The organism is Pyrococcus horikoshii OT3 (assembly GCF_000011105.1).
Classification (GTDB): Archaea; Methanobacteriota_B; Thermococci; order Thermococcales; family Thermococcaceae; genus Pyrococcus; species Pyrococcus horikoshii.
The window spans coordinates 150,837-168,522 of sequence record NC_000961.1 but is presented as its reverse complement, the minus strand read 5'-3'; the positions used below and the strand labels follow the sequence as shown (position 1 = coordinate 168,522).

At 43.7% G+C, this 17,686-nt stretch carries 19 protein-coding genes, 1 other RNA gene and 1 CRISPR repeat array (1 of these 21 running past the window's edge); of the genes, 3 read left to right on the top strand and 17 right to left on the bottom strand.

The genetic code is table 11. The annotated features are described in order from the left end of the window. Positions 1-25: 25 nt before the first annotated feature. The 9 genes from rnpB to PH_RS00835 all read right to left on the bottom strand — a co-directional run bounded on the left by rnpB (position 26) and on the right by PH_RS00835 (position 6,469). An RNA gene (rnpB, locus tag PH_RS09510) (RNase P RNA component) lies at positions 26-348 on the bottom strand. Between the two features lie 5 nt (positions 349-353). Then, complete coding sequence (locus PH_RS00870; protein WP_010884300.1) at positions 354-923, bottom strand: aldolase; 570 nt, start codon at positions 921-923, stop codon at positions 354-356. Continuing rightward, on the bottom strand, positions 910-1,491 hold the full coding sequence (locus PH_RS00865; RefSeq protein ID WP_010884299.1) for a membrane protein: 582 nt from the start codon (positions 1,489-1,491) through the stop codon (positions 910-912). Before PH_RS00865 ends, PH_RS00870 begins: the two co-directional genes overlap by 14 nt. 33 nt (positions 1,492-1,524) lie before the next feature. Next, positions 1,525-2,646, bottom strand: coding sequence for a tripartite tricarboxylate transporter permease (locus tag PH_RS00860; protein WP_010884298.1), 1,122 nt, complete (start codon positions 2,644-2,646; stop codon positions 1,525-1,527). After that, on the bottom strand, positions 2,621-3,322 hold the full coding sequence (locus PH_RS00855) for a hypothetical protein (protein WP_010884297.1): 702 nt from the start codon (positions 3,320-3,322) through the stop codon (positions 2,621-2,623). Before PH_RS00855 ends, PH_RS00860 begins: the two co-directional genes overlap by 26 nt. A 67-nt stretch (positions 3,323-3,389) precedes the next feature. Beyond that, complete coding sequence (locus tag PH_RS00850) at positions 3,390-4,145, bottom strand: RAD55 family ATPase (RefSeq protein ID WP_010884296.1); 756 nt, start codon at positions 4,143-4,145, stop codon at positions 3,390-3,392. Between the two features lie 12 nt (positions 4,146-4,157). After that, positions 4,158-4,904, bottom strand: coding sequence for an ATPase domain-containing protein (locus PH_RS00845; protein WP_048053054.1), 747 nt, complete (start codon positions 4,902-4,904; stop codon positions 4,158-4,160). Positions 4,905-4,995: 91 nt separating this feature from the next. Next, entirely contained in the window at positions 4,996-5,919 is a 924-nt protein-coding gene (locus tag PH_RS00840) for a radical SAM protein (protein ID WP_048053053.1), read from the bottom strand. A gap of 100 nt (positions 5,920-6,019) precedes the next feature. Beyond that, positions 6,020-6,469 carry a molybdenum cofactor biosynthesis protein MoaE gene (locus PH_RS00835; protein ID WP_010884293.1) on the bottom strand — a complete coding sequence of 150 codons (450 nt, stop codon included), beginning with the start codon at positions 6,467-6,469 and terminating at the stop codon, positions 6,020-6,022. A 54-nt stretch (positions 6,470-6,523) separates the two neighbouring features. On the opposite strand from PH_RS00835, the gene PH_RS00830 reads away from it, so the two are divergent. After that, complete coding sequence (locus tag PH_RS00830; protein WP_010884292.1) at positions 6,524-7,480, top strand: tetratricopeptide repeat protein; 957 nt, start codon at positions 6,524-6,526, stop codon at positions 7,478-7,480. Further along, a complete protein-coding gene (locus tag PH_RS00825; RefSeq protein ID WP_010884291.1) occupies positions 7,477-8,250 on the top strand; it encodes an NAD+ synthase in 774 nt (257 codons plus the stop codon). Before PH_RS00830 ends, PH_RS00825 begins: the two co-directional genes overlap by 4 nt. Here the strand turns inward: PH_RS00825 and PH_RS00820 are convergent. Genes PH_RS00820 through PH_RS00815 form a run of 3 tightly spaced genes read right to left on the bottom strand, consistent with a single transcriptional unit; the run spans position 8,234 to position 10,291 of the window. Then, the gene (locus PH_RS00820; protein WP_010884290.1) at positions 8,234-9,415 is read right to left on the bottom strand and encodes an NAD(P)/FAD-dependent oxidoreductase; all 1,182 of its coding nucleotides are present in this window, start codon (positions 9,413-9,415) and stop codon (positions 8,234-8,236) included. The genes PH_RS00825 and PH_RS00820 overlap by 17 nt on opposite strands. Next, positions 9,412-9,606: a DUF362 domain-containing protein gene (locus tag PH_RS09640; protein WP_010884289.1), complete on the bottom strand. Its 195-nt coding sequence runs from the start codon at positions 9,604-9,606 to the stop codon at positions 9,412-9,414. The genes PH_RS00820 and PH_RS09640 overlap by 4 nt, the downstream gene beginning before the upstream one ends. Next, complete coding sequence (locus PH_RS00815) at positions 9,575-10,291, bottom strand: sulfur metabolism transcriptional regulator SurR (protein WP_048053052.1); 717 nt, start codon at positions 10,289-10,291, stop codon at positions 9,575-9,577. Before PH_RS00815 ends, PH_RS09640 begins: the two co-directional genes overlap by 32 nt. A 130-nt stretch (positions 10,292-10,421) precedes the next feature. Here PH_RS00815 and PH_RS00810 point away from each other — a divergent pair, with 130 nt between their 5' ends. Next, a complete protein-coding gene (locus PH_RS00810) occupies positions 10,422-11,102 on the top strand; it encodes a protein disulfide oxidoreductase (protein WP_010884287.1) in 681 nt (226 codons plus the stop codon). Here the strand turns inward: PH_RS00810 and PH_RS00805 are convergent. The 5 genes from PH_RS00805 to cas1b are packed head-to-tail and all read right to left on the bottom strand — an operon-like array spanning position 11,099 to position 16,329. Further along, positions 11,099-12,547 carry a hypothetical protein gene (locus tag PH_RS00805; RefSeq protein ID WP_048053051.1) on the bottom strand — a complete coding sequence of 483 codons (1,449 nt, stop codon included), beginning with the start codon at positions 12,545-12,547 and terminating at the stop codon, positions 11,099-11,101. The genes PH_RS00810 and PH_RS00805 overlap by 4 nt on opposite strands. A 10-nt stretch (positions 12,548-12,557) precedes the next feature. Next, complete coding sequence (locus PH_RS00800) at positions 12,558-14,630, bottom strand: CRISPR-associated helicase/endonuclease Cas3 (RefSeq protein WP_010884285.1); 2,073 nt, start codon at positions 14,628-14,630, stop codon at positions 12,558-12,560. Between the two features lie 3 nt (positions 14,631-14,633). Continuing rightward, a complete protein-coding gene (gene cas4, locus PH_RS00795) occupies positions 14,634-15,122 on the bottom strand; it encodes a CRISPR-associated protein Cas4 (protein ID WP_010884284.1) in 489 nt (162 codons plus the stop codon). Then, positions 15,119-15,376: a CRISPR-associated endonuclease Cas2 gene (cas2, locus tag PH_RS00790; protein ID WP_048053050.1), complete on the bottom strand. Its 258-nt coding sequence runs from the start codon at positions 15,374-15,376 to the stop codon at positions 15,119-15,121. The genes cas4 and cas2 overlap by 4 nt, the downstream gene beginning before the upstream one ends. Next, positions 15,376-16,329 carry a type I-B CRISPR-associated endonuclease Cas1b gene (gene cas1b, locus PH_RS00785; protein WP_010884282.1) on the bottom strand — a complete coding sequence of 318 codons (954 nt, stop codon included), beginning with the start codon at positions 16,327-16,329 and terminating at the stop codon, positions 15,376-15,378. Before cas1b ends, cas2 begins: the two co-directional genes overlap by 1 nt. Before the next feature lie 20 nt (positions 16,330-16,349). Further along, a CRISPR array of direct repeats spans positions 16,350-17,686; the repeat unit is 29 nt; unit sequence CTTTCCACACTACTAAGTTCTACGGAAAC (it continues 419 nt past the right edge of the window).

Here is a 17,686-nt window from a genome sequence, read left to right as displayed (position 1 = left end):
TGTTACTTCCTAATAAAGATTATAGGCGAGGGGGCTATAGCCCGCCTTCTGTACTACGGGGGCATTCGACTAAGCGGCCTACCACGGGCCTCACACCGGGAACTCATCGGCCCTAACTCGGCCTTGCACCCCGCGGGACGGCCGTTTCACCGATCCCCTCGGGATCGTCTGCGGGTTAACTCGGCCCCCGTCACCAGGAGCCTTCACCGCTTTCATCCACATCCCCCGAGGGGCGTGTCGTTTCTGTGCCGTTGCCCTCCCTCTCGGGAGGTGCCTTGCGGCACCGCGGCCCCGGTGCGGTGGGCGGAACTTCCTCGGGAGCACCCCGAGGGCCCCCAGCCCCCTCGCCTACTTTAGTCTTTCTTTTCTGGGGCTATAAACTTTTGGTACCAGAGTCTAGCAACTTCCTCAACAAGCTCCGCTCTGTAGAAAGCTTCCCTAAGACTTCTCCCAACGGTTACAATACCGTGCCTCTCTAATATAACGGCATCATAATCTTTCATTGCTTCGGAAACTTGTTGAGCTAGCTCCACACTCCCTGCGGGCTTAAATGGGAGTACTGGAACCTTCTTGAGATAAAGCTCAGCTTCAGGAGTTATCATAGGGAGCTCTTTCTCAAAAATTGAGAGGGTTATGGAGTAAGGTGGATGAAGGTGAACTACGGCCCTTACATCCGCCCTATTTCTATAGACACCTAGATGAAGCCTGAACTCTGAAGAAGGTTTCACGGAGGAGAGTATTTCACCATTCAAAGTTAAGGTCGAAACTTGAGAAGGAGTAAGCTCCCCCATTACCGAGCCTGTACCTTTTATAAATACATATTCACCAACCCTGACGCTTATATTACCCCCAAATGAGCCAGTGAGACCCTTAAGATGGGCTAACTTTGAATAGTAAATAAGCTTATATTTAACGTTCCTCACTTATGATCACCTCTATTCCACAGTCCAAGCAAACTGCTTTCTCTTTTTTCCATCTAAGCTCTCCTCCACAAACTGGACACACGTTCAGCTTTCCGCTCTCTCTCCAAAGTTTAAATGTATAACTATCGATCTTCAATTTCACTTTCCTTCCAACTTCAAATTCACCTAAAACGGGATAGCTCTTAAGTTCAAAGGTTTTAGCATCTATAATTACAGGTTCAATTCCAAGGTTCTCCTCGTATTCAAGCTCATTTGCCGGAATGATTTCTATCACATAGCACTCTATCTCCTTATCGTAGTATGCAACGAGTTCCAGAGCATCGCTGAGCTCTCCGCTTGCTGAAATGAAGTCTATCACAATCATGTTCTTCCTGGGAATTAAGAGGGCTACCACGTATCTATTCCTAAACAGGGCTATTCCTTCATCCTTGTAAAGATTTCTCAGTCCTATCTCTTCGATTATCCTGGATACCTCTTCGGGATCTGGTAATCCTTTTTTATTAACTATTGCATTCCAAAGTCGCTTTGCAATTGGAAAGGCCGCCATTATCGGCTCATTAACGTCCATCCTTCACCACCCATAGAATTCTAAAGACTTGGACTAGATAATCGTTTCCACGAGAATGGGAACCATGAGAACACCCATGTACGTTACCCTAGCAACTCCCCACATAGGAGCTAAGAAGCCAAGGAACATCGCCGAGAGCATGAGCGTTACCCCAATTATCCCGTTGTACACGTATCCAAGTATGAAAAGGAAGGATAGAATTAAAATTATCGAAAGTCTATACCTTTTAAAGGCTAATTTACCCATGAGTAGGGCTAATTTGGGTGCTAGGCTTAAAACTATCATCCCCGCTGAGAGGGCCAGGAGGTATAAATAGGGGAGCTCATTAAGGGATACATCCCCTATGGCAACCATGACACCATTTCTAGCTCTCCCAGTTAGGGCCAAATTTACAAGAGAAAAAGAGTAAGCTGCTGTATTCGTTGAATATACGATCGTCAAGAAGTCTTCATCATTCTCCGTGAACTTGGAGCCCAGGAGAGAAGACTGTCCAGCCGTGAGGGTTGGTAATAAAGATGCCAAAGCTCCAAAGAAAGTCCCCAAGGCCGAGAATTTTATTATCCTAAGCTTTGAAATTCTCAACTCGGAATCTTCAATTTTAACTTCACTAGGAGGATTCAAGTAAGCTTCAATAAGGAGGGGAAGTGCAAATAAACCGGTAAAGAGAGGGTAAAAGGGATCATGCACAGGTAACCTAAACGTTATAAATCCCAAGAATCCTGAAAGTAGGAAGATCGCCAAAGCGGCCACCTTATTCCTCTGGAACATTATTATAAGTAGGGATAGCACGGCAACAAAGAGGATGCCAAACTTATACGTATAAAGGGGAGCTACTAGAGTGTACAAAGGTAAAGCCAATATTGATAGTATTAAAGCGAGCATACTAGCCGAGATCGAAAGCCTAACTAATTCTCCAAATCTCCCCTGGATAACCATCCTATGGGAAGGTAAAAGAGAAGGGACGGTATCATCGGCCTCAGGAACACCAAACAAAGCGGAGGGGATTGAGTCCAGGAAAGTATGAACTAGGCCCATAACGAATAACACGGGAATTGGCAAGGATAATCTGCTTAGAGAATTAACGTGGAGACCGGGAGTTAATCCCGTTAAGGTTCCAAAGGCCACCCCTTCAATTAGATTTAGAAGTTCCCTCATCTTTAATCACCGTAGTGTTGTAAGCGTACATCGTTATTTTGCTCCCATAAACTCTAACTATCCCAATTAGTTTAACGAAGTCCCCCTTAACTAAGGTTTGATTGTTCCTAAGGTAAACCTTTATTTTCTTGTCATTCCAGATTACATAAGCTGGATTTCCTCCTTTAACCACTAAACCCTCGATTTCAAGAGGGTAACCATCTCTCGCTTCCCTAATTCTTCCTAACTTTCTGTACTCAACTGGAACTAATTTACTTCCGAAGAACACGCCCCTGACCTCAACTATATCTCCCGGAGAAACGTTCTCCAGCTCATATTTAAGGTAAACCCTTTTAGGGGTAAGTATCGAAGGAGAGTAATCAACCCAATATGCCCCTCGAATTATCTCAAGTTCTAAACTCCCATTCTCGATTTTTCTAGGCTTTATTCCACCATTTCTATAGACTCCAACAATTTTGTAAACTTTACCAACCTCCAAGCCCTCATAAACTGGTATCGAAATTTTTCCATCGGTTAATATGCTGAAGTCTCCCGATGAGTACCCGCAAACTCCAGAAAATTCCACAAGATCTCCCTCTGAGGCTTCCAAGATACTTTTTGGTTCAACGTTTGAAGCAAAATTTGAGAGGATTAAGAAGAGCAAGGATGCGAGCAAGTAAATAACATCTCGCCTCATGATTTAGAATATGCCATGCACTCCTTAAATATTTTACTATAAGCATTAGAAATAGTTTGACTTTATTTTACAGGATTAGCTTAATGCCTTGAGATGTTATTGAATACTCTATCCAATCCAATCTGTGAGCTGTTCTCCTCATTCCATATATTCTGAGATATCTCTTCAGGGTCTTTCCTTCCTCAACAAGCCTTAACTCTATTATTCCATCCACTATGGCCTTAACCATTGTCTCAACGTATGGTTCCTCAATCCCAGAATTCATCTCTAAAACCCAAACCTGCCTATTCCTATGGGCAAACTCCCTTAAATCTTCCAGGAACTTATAAATTTCTTTCTTTGAAGTCTCGAAAAATATCGGCGTCATTGAAGATATGAACCCGACAACTCCATCAGTCTTAACGCTTGATAATATCTTTAATGTAGTATCCTTAATCGCATCGAGCAGGTTCACGGTATTGCTCAAATCCCCAACTATAGTTTCCTCGAATGAAAACTTTGGAGCTTTCCTAAGCCTTTGAGTGTAAGCATCCAAAAGGATTATTTTATCATCTAAGTATGGAGTGAATTCCCATCCAAACTCTAGGGCATTGCTTATGAACTCGTATTTAGATATGTCAACCAAAACTCCTATGACAGGTACACCAAGTTTTATCTGATTATAAACGAACTGAGTTAAGAAGGTGCTTTTACCAGCTTTAGGGTCACCGATAACTAAGACGACGCTTCCCCTAGGAATACCTCCATTTATTAGTTCATCTATTATTCCCGTCGGGACTCTCTCAACTGTCCTTTCGATCTTTTCCTCAATGGGTTCTTCCATAACCTCTCACCCTTAGTATATCTCTCCGCTCGGATACACGACGATACCATTCGGCCCTATCTCAAATGGATACTTCTTCATAGAATGCCTCGTCTCACGCATCTTCCTTATTAAAACGTATCTCTTCAACTCAATGTTCTTTTCCTGGAGATCCAGTACAATTACTCCCCTTGCTATGAACTCCTCAATTCCATACCTACTTAGCTTACCATGCTGAGGATCGGGAGCTTCAGTAGTTAAGATCGTTGTAACACCCATTTCAAGGAGAATCGTATTTAATTTAAGCAGTACTTCCCTTATTTTCCTCTCCTCTTCTAACCTTAGAGCTATCGAAGGTATCGAATCTATAACTAATCTCTTTGCATTTATCGCCTTCACAACCCTGTATATGTACCTCAAAAAGTTATCCACATTAAATCTATCCTCAAGGACAAACTTTTCCTCACTGGGTAATCCCACTACGGAGCTAACACCATCAACAATCGCTATTTTTCCTTCCTTTTCGTACTTCTCAAAATCCCACCCGAATGATGCCATTTCCCTTCTTAAATCTCTAGCCCTTTCTTCTAGAGTTACAAAGACTCCTGGCTCCCCATATTCCTCGGCACCCTTGTAAATGAATTGAGCGGCAAAGGTCGTTTTACCTGTCCCAGTTCCACCGGTGAGTAGGACGGTAGTTCCTTCTGGAAAACCTCCCTCAATCAATTCATCAAACCCTGGAATACCACTTTTAACTCTCCTAACTGGTTGGTAAGCCATAATCCTCACCTCAAGTAAGCTTAATCAAGTTGAAGTTTGGACAAGAGAAATATAAAGATTTTGCTTGAGCAACAAAAGAGAACAGGAAATATCAAAGGGCATCTAGAAGTGGACAAAATTCTACACCAAATAATTCTCCCGTTGCTTGATATTCTAAGGCCCTACAATCATGGCACATATACCTGAAGGAACATCTTTTGCAAGTTTCTATTTTGTCCTTGGTAAGCTTCCAGAACTTCCTCAGTCTCTGTTTTTTAACTATCGTCTTTAGACTCTCCTTAGTGACATCGCCGACTATAAACTTCCTAAGTAATGGACATGGAGTCGCAAAGCCCTCTGGACTTATTGCTACCAAACCGGACATACAGGGGCTATAAGTTATAGAACTCGGATTCAATATTTTTCTGACCTCTATGGGGTTAAAGTCGAGGAACTTAAGTGAACCAGGGTAAAGTAGATCAACCCAAACTTCACCCGAGAATCTTAGGCCATCATCCAGTAATTTCCTGTACTGGGTATAATTGGCGACTATCAGGAGAATATCAACGTCATCAATAGAATCATCAAGCTCCTGGTAAAAGTATTCCCCAACAAGTTTAAACTTCCTATCTTTTGGAACGTTAGGAACGTCAACGGAGAGGGCTATTAAGTACGTATCAAGCCCTTTCTTGGCCGAATACTCAGCTAGTTCTACGGCATCTTTGATGTCATCATAATTTGTTATGTAAACTTCGCCATTGGGATTGAGCATGCTAAATTCGTCTATGACCTCTTTAAACTTTGAAATAGGCAATTTCTCACGATAGAGCGTTAACCTATTATTTCCAAGACACCCTATGCTCCTTGGTATACCCTCCACCTCAGAAAATTTTCCTTTTCCCCTTCCTATTAGAAGGATTATCCTCTCAAGCTTCCCCTTGTGAAACTTTGACGTCCATGGAGGCTTGGAGACGGTAACGATCTTAGCCCTCCCAAATGATACCTCATCTGCAACAATAACCCTCGTCTTCTCCACGGAGTTCACCAAAATAGGAAATTACTCAGGAATTATATTAACTTTTTCTATACGGATTTTGCTTACAATTAAAAGTAGTAATTAAAAAATTAACGAGAACCTATATTTTTCCGGCAGGAACTGCTTTATCTCCCTCGATCCAATATTCTCCTTCCTCCGTTATTTCCCTCTTCCAGATAGGAACACGCTTCTTAACCTCATCAACCATCCAAATACAGGCTTCAAAAGCTTCCCTTCTATGCTTAGAAGATGCAATGACAAGAATAGTATTCTCGCCTATTTCCAATTCTCCGACCCTATGCCATATCAAAGCGTCTATAATTGGGAACTTACTTAACGCTTCCTTCCTAATTTTCTCCATTTCCTTGAGGGCCATCTCCTCGTAGGCTTCATATATAAGCCTCTTTACCCTTCTACCAAAGTTTTCATCCCTAACTTTTCCCAGGAATATCACGATCCCTCCAGTTGAACTAGATGAAATCAACGAAATGGCCCTAGCAATATCAAAATCCGCTGGTTTCTTGATAAGGGCAATCTTTGAATCTTCCATCCCTCATCCCAACATATTTAAGTTCCTTGAAATTTAAGATTAGCGGGAAGGAGAATGGAAGCTGAAGAGATAATAGGGCTCTTAAAGAAAGGTGACCTTGAAAAGGCAAAGGATGCTCTCAGCAAAGAGATAGACAACCTAAGTGATGAGGAACTAAAAGAAATCTTAGAGGTTGCCGAATCAGTGGCAAAGGAAAAGGAGGATATAGAGTTACTAAAGCTCGTCGTCTACTATTATGCAGAATTCTTCGGAATCGATAAGCTCGAAGAGTTCGAAGGTATAGCAAAAGAGAAAGGGTATGAAGGGCTAATGCACCTCGCAGATCTGTATTCCCTCCTAGGCTATCCCGAAAAGGCATTGGATATTTACAGGGAACTCCTAAAGACGGATTTAATAAAAGAGAAAGAGCATATAGGGGAAATTTATTATGGGATAGCAACAATTCATGACGAACTACAGGAATACGATAAGGCCCTGGAAGCTATAAACGAGGCCGTCAAAGCGTTTAAAGAGAGTAATAACGTTGAGAAGCTTCATCAAGCTGAAGTTTATAGGGCGTATATAACGTTTGAAAATGGGGATAGGGATAAAGCTAAAGAGATCCTAGCCGGTTTACTTCCACACGTGACCAATAGAGAGATAAAAGCCCAGATACACCTCGTTTTTAAAGAGATTTTTGAAGATGAGGAAAACTATGAGGCCGCAATCCAGGAATCCCTCTATTCCTTAATTGAGGGTATTGATACGGAAGTTTTTGACCTTGCATTCGACGGCTTAATAGATTTAATATGGGAGCTAATACTCGAGGATAAGTTCGAGGAAATTTATAAGAGCATGCCAATGTTCAAGGTTGCGATACCCAGCCTTAAAGACTTCTTCGAAGGGGTAAGAAGGATAGCAATGTACAGAGAGGGGAAGATTGGAAGGGAAGAGGTTAGCGAGATCTTAATGAAGGTAAAGGATGAAAGGCTTGTATCAATCTTAGAATTCCTGGGGGAAGCAGAGGTATGAGGATATTAGACTATGACAAAGTTATCGAAAGGATACTAGAGTTCATAAGGGAGAAGGGGAATAATGGTGTCGTCATTGGAATAAGCGGAGGAGTAGATAGTGCAACTGTTGCTTACCTAGCAACTAAAGCCCTAGGGAAAGAGAAAGTCCTCGGTTTAATAATGCCCTACTTTGAGAATAAAGACGTTGAAGATGCCAAGCTCGTCGCTGAAAAATTGGGAATAGGGTATAAAGTGATAAACATAAAGCCGATAGTCGATTCATTTGTGGAGAACCTTGAGCTAAACTTGGATAGGAAAGGACTCGGGAACATAATGTCCAGAACTAGGATGATAATGCTCTACGCTCACGCAAATTCTTTGGGGAGAATAGTTCTAGGAACTAGCAACAGGAGTGAGTTTCTAACTGGATACTTCACGAAATGGGGAGATGGAGCGAGTGACTATGCCCCAATAATAAATCTCTACAAAACCGAAGTGTGGGAGATAGCGAAGAGGATAGGAGTCCCCGAGAGAATAGTCAAGAAAAAACCAAGCGCTGGACTCTGGGAGGGCCAGACGGATGAAGACGAACTTGGAATTAGCTATAACCTTCTCGATGAGATACTTTGGAGGATGATAGATCTTAAGATCGGGAAGGAGGAGATAGCCAAAGACCTAGGTATACCGCTGAGCTTGGTAGAACGTGTTGAAGAATTGATAAAGAAAAGCGAGCACAAGAGAAGGTTACCGATAGGGCCGAGCTTCGAGGATCTCATAGTAGGGCCTTAAGTATCTCGAGCCTTCTCCTGCTCATCAAAACTTTTGGATGCTTCATCAAAGCTTTGACTACCTCGATGTAGTTACCGCCAGCGATCTTCTCAAGGTCTGTTCCACTTACCAGCTGAACGAAAACGTCAAGATCCTCATCCGTAAGCTTCTCCATGGCCCTCCTTAGCCTCAGTAGCTTTTCCATCCTAGGACCCTCAGTCTTCCACCACTCCTCCTTGTAGTTCTTGAGTAGCTCAAGGTTCTCCTCTTCAAGGGCCTTGATTATCCACTTAGAGGCTATCGTTGAAGCTTTCATAGCTTCGGCCATTCCACCGCCGTGTATAGGATTTACTTGCCTTGCAGCATCTCCAACCACAAGGACGTTCTCCTTCACGAGCTCTTTTACGAAGCCCCCAACTGGGATTAAACCAACGTTAACCTCGAGGATCTTGTTCCTCGGTATATTATTCTCCTTAAGCCACTTGTCTAAGTAATACTTGGCCGTCTTCTCATTGTCGGAATTTATCCCGATACCAACGTTAGCCCTGTCTTCATCCTTTGGGAAGACCCAAACGTAACCCCTAGGTGCTACCTCATTTCCGAAGAATAGGTGGATCAAGTCCGGATCAAAGCCCTCTATTATCATCTCGTACTCGTAGCCAGAGTCAAACTCGTGGGGAGGGGCGTAGGTATCTATGCCGGCCTTCCTAGCTATAGTACTTTCCACACCATCAGCAGCAACTATAACCTTTGCTTCTATCTCCATAGGCTCGCCCTCATGCTTAGCCTTCACGCCAACTATCTTTCCTTCCCTCCTTATTACATCAACGACCTCGGTTCTAGCTAAAACTTCAGCACCCGCTTTAGCTGCATAGTAAGCTAGCATTTTATCAAAAACCTTCCTCTCCAGGATAACCCCGCTGACCTCCTTATACCTGAGCTCAGCTGTATAACCACTAGGCGAGTATATCTTGGCCCCATAAATCTCCCTGTTTATGAACCTCTTATCATAGGGTATATCGAATTGCTTAAAGGCGTTAATAGTTAACCCCTCAGCACACTGCTTAGGGGCCCCTATAGCGGGCTTTTTATCAACTAGCAAAACTGAGAATCCGGCCTTAGCTACGTTCCTCGCAACTATGGGCCCAGCAACTCCAGAACCAACAACGACGACGTCGTACCTCATTGAGACACCTCCTCATAGCTTAAGGCCCCAACGGGACATGCCTTTATGCAGATCATGCACGATATGCACTTATCCTCTATGAACTCCCAAGACGAGGAAACGTGAATCGCCAACGTTGGACAAACACCAACACAACCACCACAGAGGTAGCACTTATCTTCATTCACCAGAACCCTGATTTTCTTCGGCATTCCAATCACCCTTCAAAATTTTATCCTCGTCGATGAGAACCTTTTCGTTGTTTATTAACTTTATCGGTACGAATCTACCCATTTCGATTATCTTCTCCCTCACCTCTCTCTCCTTTAGGTTAAGTCTATCACTCAGCTCCTCCACGCTCGCCTCACCATTTAATAGGATGTAATGAAGGATAGCCAGTTGAGTCATATCACCAATTTTCTTAAGGTATTCATCCTTTATCTTCTTGATAAGCTCATTTCTGTAGGCTTCCAGGGAGATAAAAGCCTTTAATATCTTCTCAAGTTCTCTGTTGGCCTTCAAGAATTCAGACAAAAGATTGTTTAACCCCTCAGGACTTTTATCAAGCTTTGAAAGTTCAACCCTAACATCTTCAAGCTTCGGTTCCCCGAGCTCAAACCCCTTAAACCAGAACATGTCAGGGGTTAAAGTTACAACGTAAGACTTTGCTACGGAAATCTTATAGTACTTCTTGGTAGGCCCTATGAACCTCTCCTCCTTCTCATAGGACTCTAAAATCCCCTCCCTCTCCATTATTTTCAGATGCTTAGCTACGGCCGTCGATGAAACGGTAACCCTGCTACTCAACAAGCTGAAATAACATTCGGTACATGTTAAGTGGGAAAGTAGATCCCTCCTAACTTTGTTTCCCAGGATGTAAAAGATGTCGGGTTCCATCTTTACCACCTACCCAGATGTGTGGCGCAAAGCTTATATATTGTGCATTCAACTTTCGGTTGGAAACCTGAGTTTAATTCAACTTTAAGTTTGATAATGAACATTATAAACGTTTAGTGGGGGGATAGAAATGGGACTAATAAGTGAGGAGGACAAGAGGATAATTAAGGAAGAGTTCTTCTCAAAGATGGTGAACCCAGTCAAGCTCATCGTCTTCATAGGAAAAGAACACTGCCAATACTGTGATCAGCTTAAGCAATTAGTTCAGGAGCTCTCAGAGCTGACAGATAAGCTGAGCTATGAGATAGTTGACTTCGACACTCCCGAGGGAAAGGAGCTAGCTGAGAAGTACAGGATCGACAGGGCCCCAGCAACTACAATAACCCAGGATGGAAAGGACTTCGGCGTTAGATACTTCGGAATTCCAGCTGGACACGAGTTTGCAGCATTTCTTGAGGATATAGTTGATGTAAGCAAGGGAGACACCGATTTAATGCAGGATAGCAAGGAGGAGGTTTCAAAGATAGACAAAGACGTCAGGATATTGATCTTCGTAACGCCAACCTGCCCATACTGTCCATTAGCCGTTAGAATGGCCCACAAGTTCGCAATCGAGAACACAAAAGCTGGAAAAGGAAAGATCCTTGGAGACATGGTGGAAGCTATAGAGTATCCAGAATGGGCCGATCAGTACAACGTCATGGCCGTTCCAAAGATAGTAATACAGGTAAATGGAGAGGATAAAGTCCAATTCGAGGGGGCTTACCCAGAGAAAATGTTCCTGGAAAAGCTACTTTCAGCCCTAAGCTAGCCTTTAATCTTTAATATCCTTGGATAGTCGAAGTTCTTAACTATTAGCCTCTCTTCTATCCAATCTCTAGAGCTCTTGCCCCTCCAGATCCCCTTGAGCTTATATTTTCCCAACGAAAGTTCTCCCAACAGCACCGCTAAGGTGTATACGCTATCCCTAAGCTCCTCCCAGGAACCCTTTAAGGTCGAGCCAAAGCTAAATTCCCAGTCAAGCTTAAAGGGAATCAATCCACTGCCCGCCAAGGCCTGCATTTCGCCAAACGCTCCGTCGTCTAACGTAATTACTATTACATCGGCATCTTTCTCCTCGGCAAAGACCTTGTAGTCGAGGGCTATCTTTGTATCTCCCCTAACCGTCTCCCTTGACTTGGCAGGTTCCGCTCCCACCTTCCTTAGGTTTTCAAGCTCAACACTTCCAAGCCAACCAAGCCTAGCCTGCGGGGTTGGTTGGTTAGCGTAATCTCCATATTTAGAATCGTAGGGAAGCTTTGAGTTAAGCTTAGCTCCAACTTCCCTCTGAACCTCCTCCGAGTATACAAAGTCAACTATGAGATTACCCTTCTCCTTAAGACGCTCATCTGAGAGAAGCCTAGATGGAACCCTAAAGTAAAGAGCATTAGTATCGAACCCAACGTAAACCGGCCTCCTACTCCCCTTATGGGCCCTTATTACCCTTATCAACTCATCCCAATTCCTGAACTTCGCGAGACCTCCCGAGATCAGGGCTTCCTTGACCATGTTGTAACCTCCATGCAACTCCTCATCGATATCTATGAACGTTGAAACCCTAAACTCAACTTCCCTATCGAGCTTCACAGTTCCAAGAACGGAATTTTTAATCTTTATGGGGAAGTTTCTTTCCTCATCCACGTACAGGGAATTAAGGACTCTCATTACCTCCTCTCTAGTTATCCTAACTTCGACAGGCTCTTCTCTCCTCCTTCCAGCAAAGTTTATCCTTCCCTCAATGCCAGTGAGGTGCTTCTTCTGGAAAAGGGCCTGCTCGGACATTGGAATGTCGAAGAGCAACTTACCTATGTATTTAGGAAAGTTGTTCAAATGCAGGTAAACTATCTCATGGGCATTGCTGGCTATCCCAGCCCCCAGCATCAGAGCGCTCATGAACTTCCTTCCTGGGGTTATATCAACCACGACCTCGTGCTCAGGAACGAGAGATTTTAACAGGTTAGAAACCTTTTCTCGGAACTCTATGGGATTTTCCTCATTAAACTTGACGCTTTCATCACGTATGACCTCTATTTCCTTTCCGTAAGCGTTGCCCAAGCTCGCTATAAGGTTAACCAGTTTCTCGACCTTCTCAAGTATCTTCTCGTTCCAGAACAGATAAACTCTATCAGGAACCCAGGAATAAACCTCAGCTAAATACCATATCGGATTAAAGACGGCTTCCGGCGAAGTTCCAACAGTCGTTACATACACCCTCATCCAAACCACCTCAGAATATTAACCCCTTCCTCTCAATCAAGCCAACTTCGGAATCGTACTCAAGATCAATACCATAGACTCCAAATAACTTGTAAACTTTTTCATCGTAGAGTAGATTATCCTTGAGAATCCAAATTGGAACGTTAATAACGCTCCCTATAACCTTAAACATGCCCTCAGCTTTCTCCTTTTCCCCTAGATCATCCCATCTCTCGGCCAATTCTACAACATTATTCCAAAACTTAAGGGGAATTGCAGGAAGGGACATGAAGGTATCTCTAGTTGAAAGCCAGCTCTCCTTTCTAAACCTATGTATCGTCCTTAGGGCCTGCCTCTCGAGATATTTTTTCTTCAGTTCACTCTCATATTCATCCCAAATTTCCTCGTAAAATGAATCGTTTAACCTTAGGAAGTCAAGCTCATTCTTGGCCTCTTCAAGCTCTTTTACCATGGAAAGAGAAGCTTCAACACTCCTCTTGGAATAAGGAAGATAAAACCTCTTACCCTCCACTGCATACACGTAAGCTCTACCCTCCTTCATCCCCCTCCTGTTCACCCTCCCAAACCTCTGGATGAGAGAATCGATGGGGGCCACCTCGGTATATAGCGTATCATAATCTATATCCAGGGAAACCTCTACTACTTGAGTGGCAACCAGAATTCCCGAGCTTATCTCATTTACCAGCCTCATCTTTTCCTCCTTATCCCTAACCGTGAACCTCGAGTGGAAAAGATACACATCGTCCCTCCTCTTCTTTAGCTCCTCATAGATTTCCCTGGCCCTTGTTACAGTATTCGTTATAACGAGAACTTTCCCCTTTTCCCTGATTATGGAGTCTATATCCTCGAACATTGGAAGATCCCTGAACCAAACCCTCACCCTTCTCTTGGACTCGTACCTCCGCTTAACCTTTTCGAAGGGTATAAGCTCTTTAAGCCCCACTTCCTCCAACTTCTCTCTAAGGAGGGAGGGCATAGTAGCTGATGTAACGACCACCTTACTCCCAAGGTAGTTCACTGCATACCTCAAGCCCTCCAAAATTAGGGAGAGGGTGTATGGTGTGTAGGAGTGGATCTCGTCAACGATTAAGTGGGATCCCCGGAGGGATAGCTCCCTCAGAGGGAATTTAAAGTAATTTATGAATGCTAGCAAAACCTGATCTATGGTGGAAACGTGGATACCCTTCATAGCGTACCTATTAATCAACCTTTCACTTAACTTACCCTCCTTATAAAGGGAATAGAACAGCATTCCGTGACCGAAGGAAACGTTATCCTTTCCGAACATCTCCTCAAACCTCTTCCTCATTGCCTCAACGGTTGTTATCGTCGGGAGGGTATAGATAACCTTAGGGGAATCAGCGATCGCAAGCAAACTAGTCTCAGTCTTTCCATCCCCCGTTGGGAGCAAAAAGTAGCCACTTCCCTTTCCCATAATGAACCCTTGATAATCCCTGGGTTTCCAACCCTTAGAGGATAGGTAACCGATCACCCTATCCCTTACGAAGCTTCCACTCGTGTAGTAACTTCCAACATCAAGGGAAGCACTCTCCAGCCAATCGGAGAGTCTTAAAACTCCGTTAAACAGGGAATAAAGATTTCTCAGCATAACGGCATTCTTGGATTGACTGAGTTTGTAAAAGATTTCATCCCTAAGCTCGTAAACCAAGTCAGCTGGACTAGAAACAACTTTTCCATCGATTATCAAAGCCTCATCTCTATCTATCTCATCCTGATAAAGGGCCTCGTGAAAATCGGAGTGGTGTGTTAATATCGAGAGGAGGGCTATCTCCCTGAAAGGACTTTCACAGTTCAGGAACCTAGAAGCCAGCTCAACCCCCAGGAAGGCATGGGGAGGGGCCCTACCCCCTTTCCTTAGCTTCTCCTGGAACCTGTCATCCAGCTTCCCCACGTCGTGAAGGAAAACATGCATTAAAATGCAATCCCTAGCTTCACTAGGATAGTTAATCCTCTCGAGGATTCTCTCAGCTATCCTCTTTGCATTTAAAGAATGCTCGTACAGCGTCTTATCCGGCTTCCCAAGCTTCCTCTTCATGAGTTCAATCAATTCCCCGAACTCCATCCCTCACACCCAGCATAGATCCCTGTAAGAGCACTTCCTACAGTAAGGTTTTTTAACAGGCTTTGGAGGCTTTGGGGAGGAAACAACTTCCTCAATACCCTTAATAGCTTCCTCAATCACCTTAATGTTCTCCTCTTTCAGCTCAATAATCTCCCTCTTACCCTCCTTGGGATAGGAGATTACCCCAATTGCATCAATTCCGGCCTTCTTCAGGTAGTAAAGGTAGTACTTGAGTTGCCATTTTGCAGGTTCCTCTAGCTTTGAGCTCTTTTTAATCTCTATCACCTTGAGCCCACCCTTGGTCTTCAAGGCATCTATCTTGATATCCTCCAGGAGAACTTCCTTCCAGGAATCTTCGTATGCTTCCTCGTGGATCAGCCTACCTATTATCATATCCTCGTTTTCAAAGTCAAAGTTTATTCCCCTGGAAAAGAACCATAGTTCCCTCTTACATGTAAAGTAGTACTGAACCATAAGGCCCGTGACCCTCATATTATCATCTCCACGGGGCTCTTATCCCTCCCAACGACGTGAAGGTCAAAGTTCTTTCCTGGGAAGATGTAAATTAGAACTGAATCATCTTCCTTTACAATTCTCTTAAGCCTCATTTCAAGCTCATAGAGTTGGGCCTTGCTTAGCTCTCCCTCAAACACGCTGTTCTGTCTCCAAAAAAGGTAAGTTTTAAGTAGCTTATGAACCCTATTAACCCTCTCAACGTTGACATCGTAAACTACGATCACGTACATTACCACCACGCCCTAAGGGACTTATACTCCTTATCCCCGATGAGATGCTTGAGGAGGGAGTACGCTTCAAGCCTTATAAGGTACCTAACCGAAACTTTTCTCCTCAGGGTGGGATGGAGAACCTTCCTTGAAAGCTCATCGTTTATTCCTCCAAGGAAAATCTTAACCCCTTCAGAGTTCAGGAGAACCCCAACATCCCTAACGAAGTGCTCCTCCCTTATTATCCTCTTGTTAACGAGCCTCAAGATAACCCTGAAAACAACAATTGGCTTGAATATCTCGGCTAAATCCAGGGCTAGGGAATACCTCCTCTCCCTGGGCTCATGAAGGTAACTTATCCCTGGGTGAAGGTAGGTCTTCCTAATCTCGCTTAGCGTGACGGTGTAAAGAACGGAGTTCCCATAGCTTATCATGGCATTAATCTCATCCCTGGGAGGCCTCCTGTTCCTCTCGTCGAAATTGAAAAACTTCAACAGGTGAGAGAAGTGGGCATAAAATGTTTTCCACAGCTGGCTCTCGATGCCCATTAATTCCTCTATCGACTCTCCTTTAAGATCTATGTCTGCTAGATCCTTATATTCAGCCCTTTGAGATTTTAAAAGGGAGATCATAGAAGCCCTAGTCCCCTCAAGTATTTCCCTTGCTATGTAAAGCCTCTTTTCATTGTCAATATAATGAGAAGCCTGGGCGACAACTATAGAACCACTTATCTGGGATTCGGCCGGCAAGTAAGAGCCTCTATAATAACCGTACTTGTTATAAAAGTGGACAGGAACATCGTTATCACTTAACAACTTTATTGCTCCACTCGTGAGGGTTACAGGCGCAAAGCAATGAATTTCACTTATCGTGTTTATTGGCAGGGCTCTTTTCATCTCTTCGTTAACAAAGAACAGGGTATTTGCCTTCCTTTCAAGGATACCAGGTTGGGTAATATATATCGGAGACTTCATCCCTGGTCACCTAAATTATGATTTAGGCACTATTTAGTTCTACGGAAACACCATTGAGAAGGAGCTTGAAAACAAGGAAGAGTTTGGCTTTCCACACTACTAAGTTCTACGGAAACCCAGCTGCCAGCACCGCTCATTAACAGGCTACTGGTTCTCTTTCCACACTACTAAGTTCTACGGAAACGGAGGTGGTGTTGTTGTGGCAAGTCATACCCCAGAGGTCTTTCCACACTACTGAGTTCTACGGAAACAGGCAAGTGTCGGAAAGGGCGTCGGCAATTGGCGAAGTCTTTCCACACTATTTAGTTCTACGGAAACCATTTAAGAGAGAAAGAGATTATCAGAGCCTAAAGAACTTTCCACACTATTTAGTTCTACGGAAACAAGTTTGGTACGGAGTTTGGAGGAAAAATAACCATTACACTTTCCACACTACTAAGTTCTACGGAAACAGACTTCCGCATCGCAGTACTTGACAACACGGGATTAATCTTTCCACACTACTAAGTTCTACGGAAACCCAGCCAAAGAACTCCTCTCTCCTCTTCCTCCTACCCTTCTTCTTTCCACACTACTAAGTTCTACGGAAACCTATAGAGGGAGGCGTCATAACCCCAGAAGAGCTGAGCTTTCCACACTACTAAGTTCTACGGAAACATTCAGAGAGCCCAGAGTATGTCGTAGTAATGCTACTATCTTTCCACACTACTAAGTTCTACGGAAACTTGGGTTGTTCCTGCAAAACGCAGGCCTCGACAGTTTCTTTCCACACTACTAAGTTCTACGGAAACGGAAACCCCAAAGTACACAATAACCTACACGGTTGCTGATGACAAGGTTGACTTTCCACACTACTAAGTTCTACGGAAACTCGCTTGATGTCTACAGATATCCTTATTAGATTTTATGCTTTCCACACTACTAAGTTCTACGGAAACTGGAAAGTTCATCTGCGGGCACATGTCTGCAAGGATTGTATACGACTGTCTTTCCACACTACTAAGTTCTACGGAAACCGAGCTAGAAACAATAAATGTTCCAGCAAGTGGCTGGACGCTCTTTCCACACTACTAAGTTCTACGGAAACGTTATGTCGTCGTAACCGTTCGCTGGGATGTTTCCACGCCCTTTCCACACTACTAAGTTCTACGGAAACTGAATTCGACGTAGCTGAGAATTTGGGCTATGGAATTGACGTCTTTCCACACTACTAAGTTCTACGGAAACAGAGGGAATCGGAGAAACCCTGATGTCTTCGTGAAAGTCTTTCCACACTACTAAGTTCTACGGAAACTTGAGGTAGAAAAACCAGAGAACCCGTATAAATCAGCTTTCCACACTACTAAGTTCTACGGAA

Excerpts from the sequence above, each read along its gene's own strand:
- PH_RS00865 (WP_010884299.1), bottom strand. The coding sequence starts at position 1,491 with ATGGACGTTAATGAGCCGATAATGGCGGCCTTTCCAATTGCAAAGCGA.
- PH_RS00810 (WP_010884287.1), top strand. The coding sequence starts at position 10,422 with ATGGGACTAATAAGTGAGGAGGACAAGAGGATAATTAAGGAAGAGTTC.
- PH_RS00825 (WP_010884291.1), top strand. The coding sequence starts at position 7,477 with ATGAGGATATTAGACTATGACAAAGTTATCGAAAGGATACTAGAGTTC.
- PH_RS00850 (WP_010884296.1), bottom strand. The coding sequence starts at position 4,145 with ATGGAAGAACCCATTGAGGAAAAGATCGAAAGGACAGTTGAGAGAGTC.
- PH_RS00830 (WP_010884292.1), top strand. The coding sequence starts at position 6,524 with ATGGAAGCTGAAGAGATAATAGGGCTCTTAAAGAAAGGTGACCTTGAA.
- PH_RS00855 (WP_010884297.1), bottom strand. The coding sequence starts at position 3,322 with ATGAGGCGAGATGTTATTTACTTGCTCGCATCCTTGCTCTTCTTAATC.
- PH_RS00845 (WP_048053054.1), bottom strand. The coding sequence starts at position 4,904 with ATGGCTTACCAACCAGTTAGGAGAGTTAAAAGTGGTATTCCAGGGTTT.
- PH_RS00860 (WP_010884298.1), bottom strand. The coding sequence starts at position 2,646 with ATGAGGGAACTTCTAAATCTAATTGAAGGGGTGGCCTTTGGAACCTTA.
- cas4 (WP_010884284.1), bottom strand. The coding sequence starts at position 15,122 with ATGAGGGTCACGGGCCTTATGGTTCAGTACTACTTTACATGTAAGAGG.
- cas1b (WP_010884282.1), bottom strand. The coding sequence starts at position 16,329 with ATGAAGTCTCCGATATATATTACCCAACCTGGTATCCTTGAAAGGAAG.
- PH_RS00835 (WP_010884293.1), bottom strand. The coding sequence starts at position 6,469 with ATGGAAGATTCAAAGATTGCCCTTATCAAGAAACCAGCGGATTTTGAT.
- PH_RS00805 (WP_048053051.1), bottom strand. The coding sequence starts at position 12,547 with ATGAGGGTGTATGTAACGACTGTTGGAACTTCGCCGGAAGCCGTCTTT.
- PH_RS00820 (WP_010884290.1), bottom strand. The coding sequence starts at position 9,415 with ATGAGGTACGACGTCGTCGTTGTTGGTTCTGGAGTTGCTGGGCCCATA.
- PH_RS00815 (WP_048053052.1), bottom strand. The coding sequence starts at position 10,291 with ATGGAACCCGACATCTTTTACATCCTGGGAAACAAAGTTAGGAGGGAT.
- cas2 (WP_048053050.1), bottom strand. The coding sequence starts at position 15,376 with ATGTACGTGATCGTAGTTTACGATGTCAACGTTGAGAGGGTTAATAGG.
- PH_RS09640 (WP_010884289.1), bottom strand. The coding sequence starts at position 9,606 with ATGCCGAAGAAAATCAGGGTTCTGGTGAATGAAGATAAGTGCTACCTC.
- PH_RS00800 (WP_010884285.1), bottom strand. The coding sequence starts at position 14,630 with ATGGAGTTCGGGGAATTGATTGAACTCATGAAGAGGAAGCTTGGGAAG.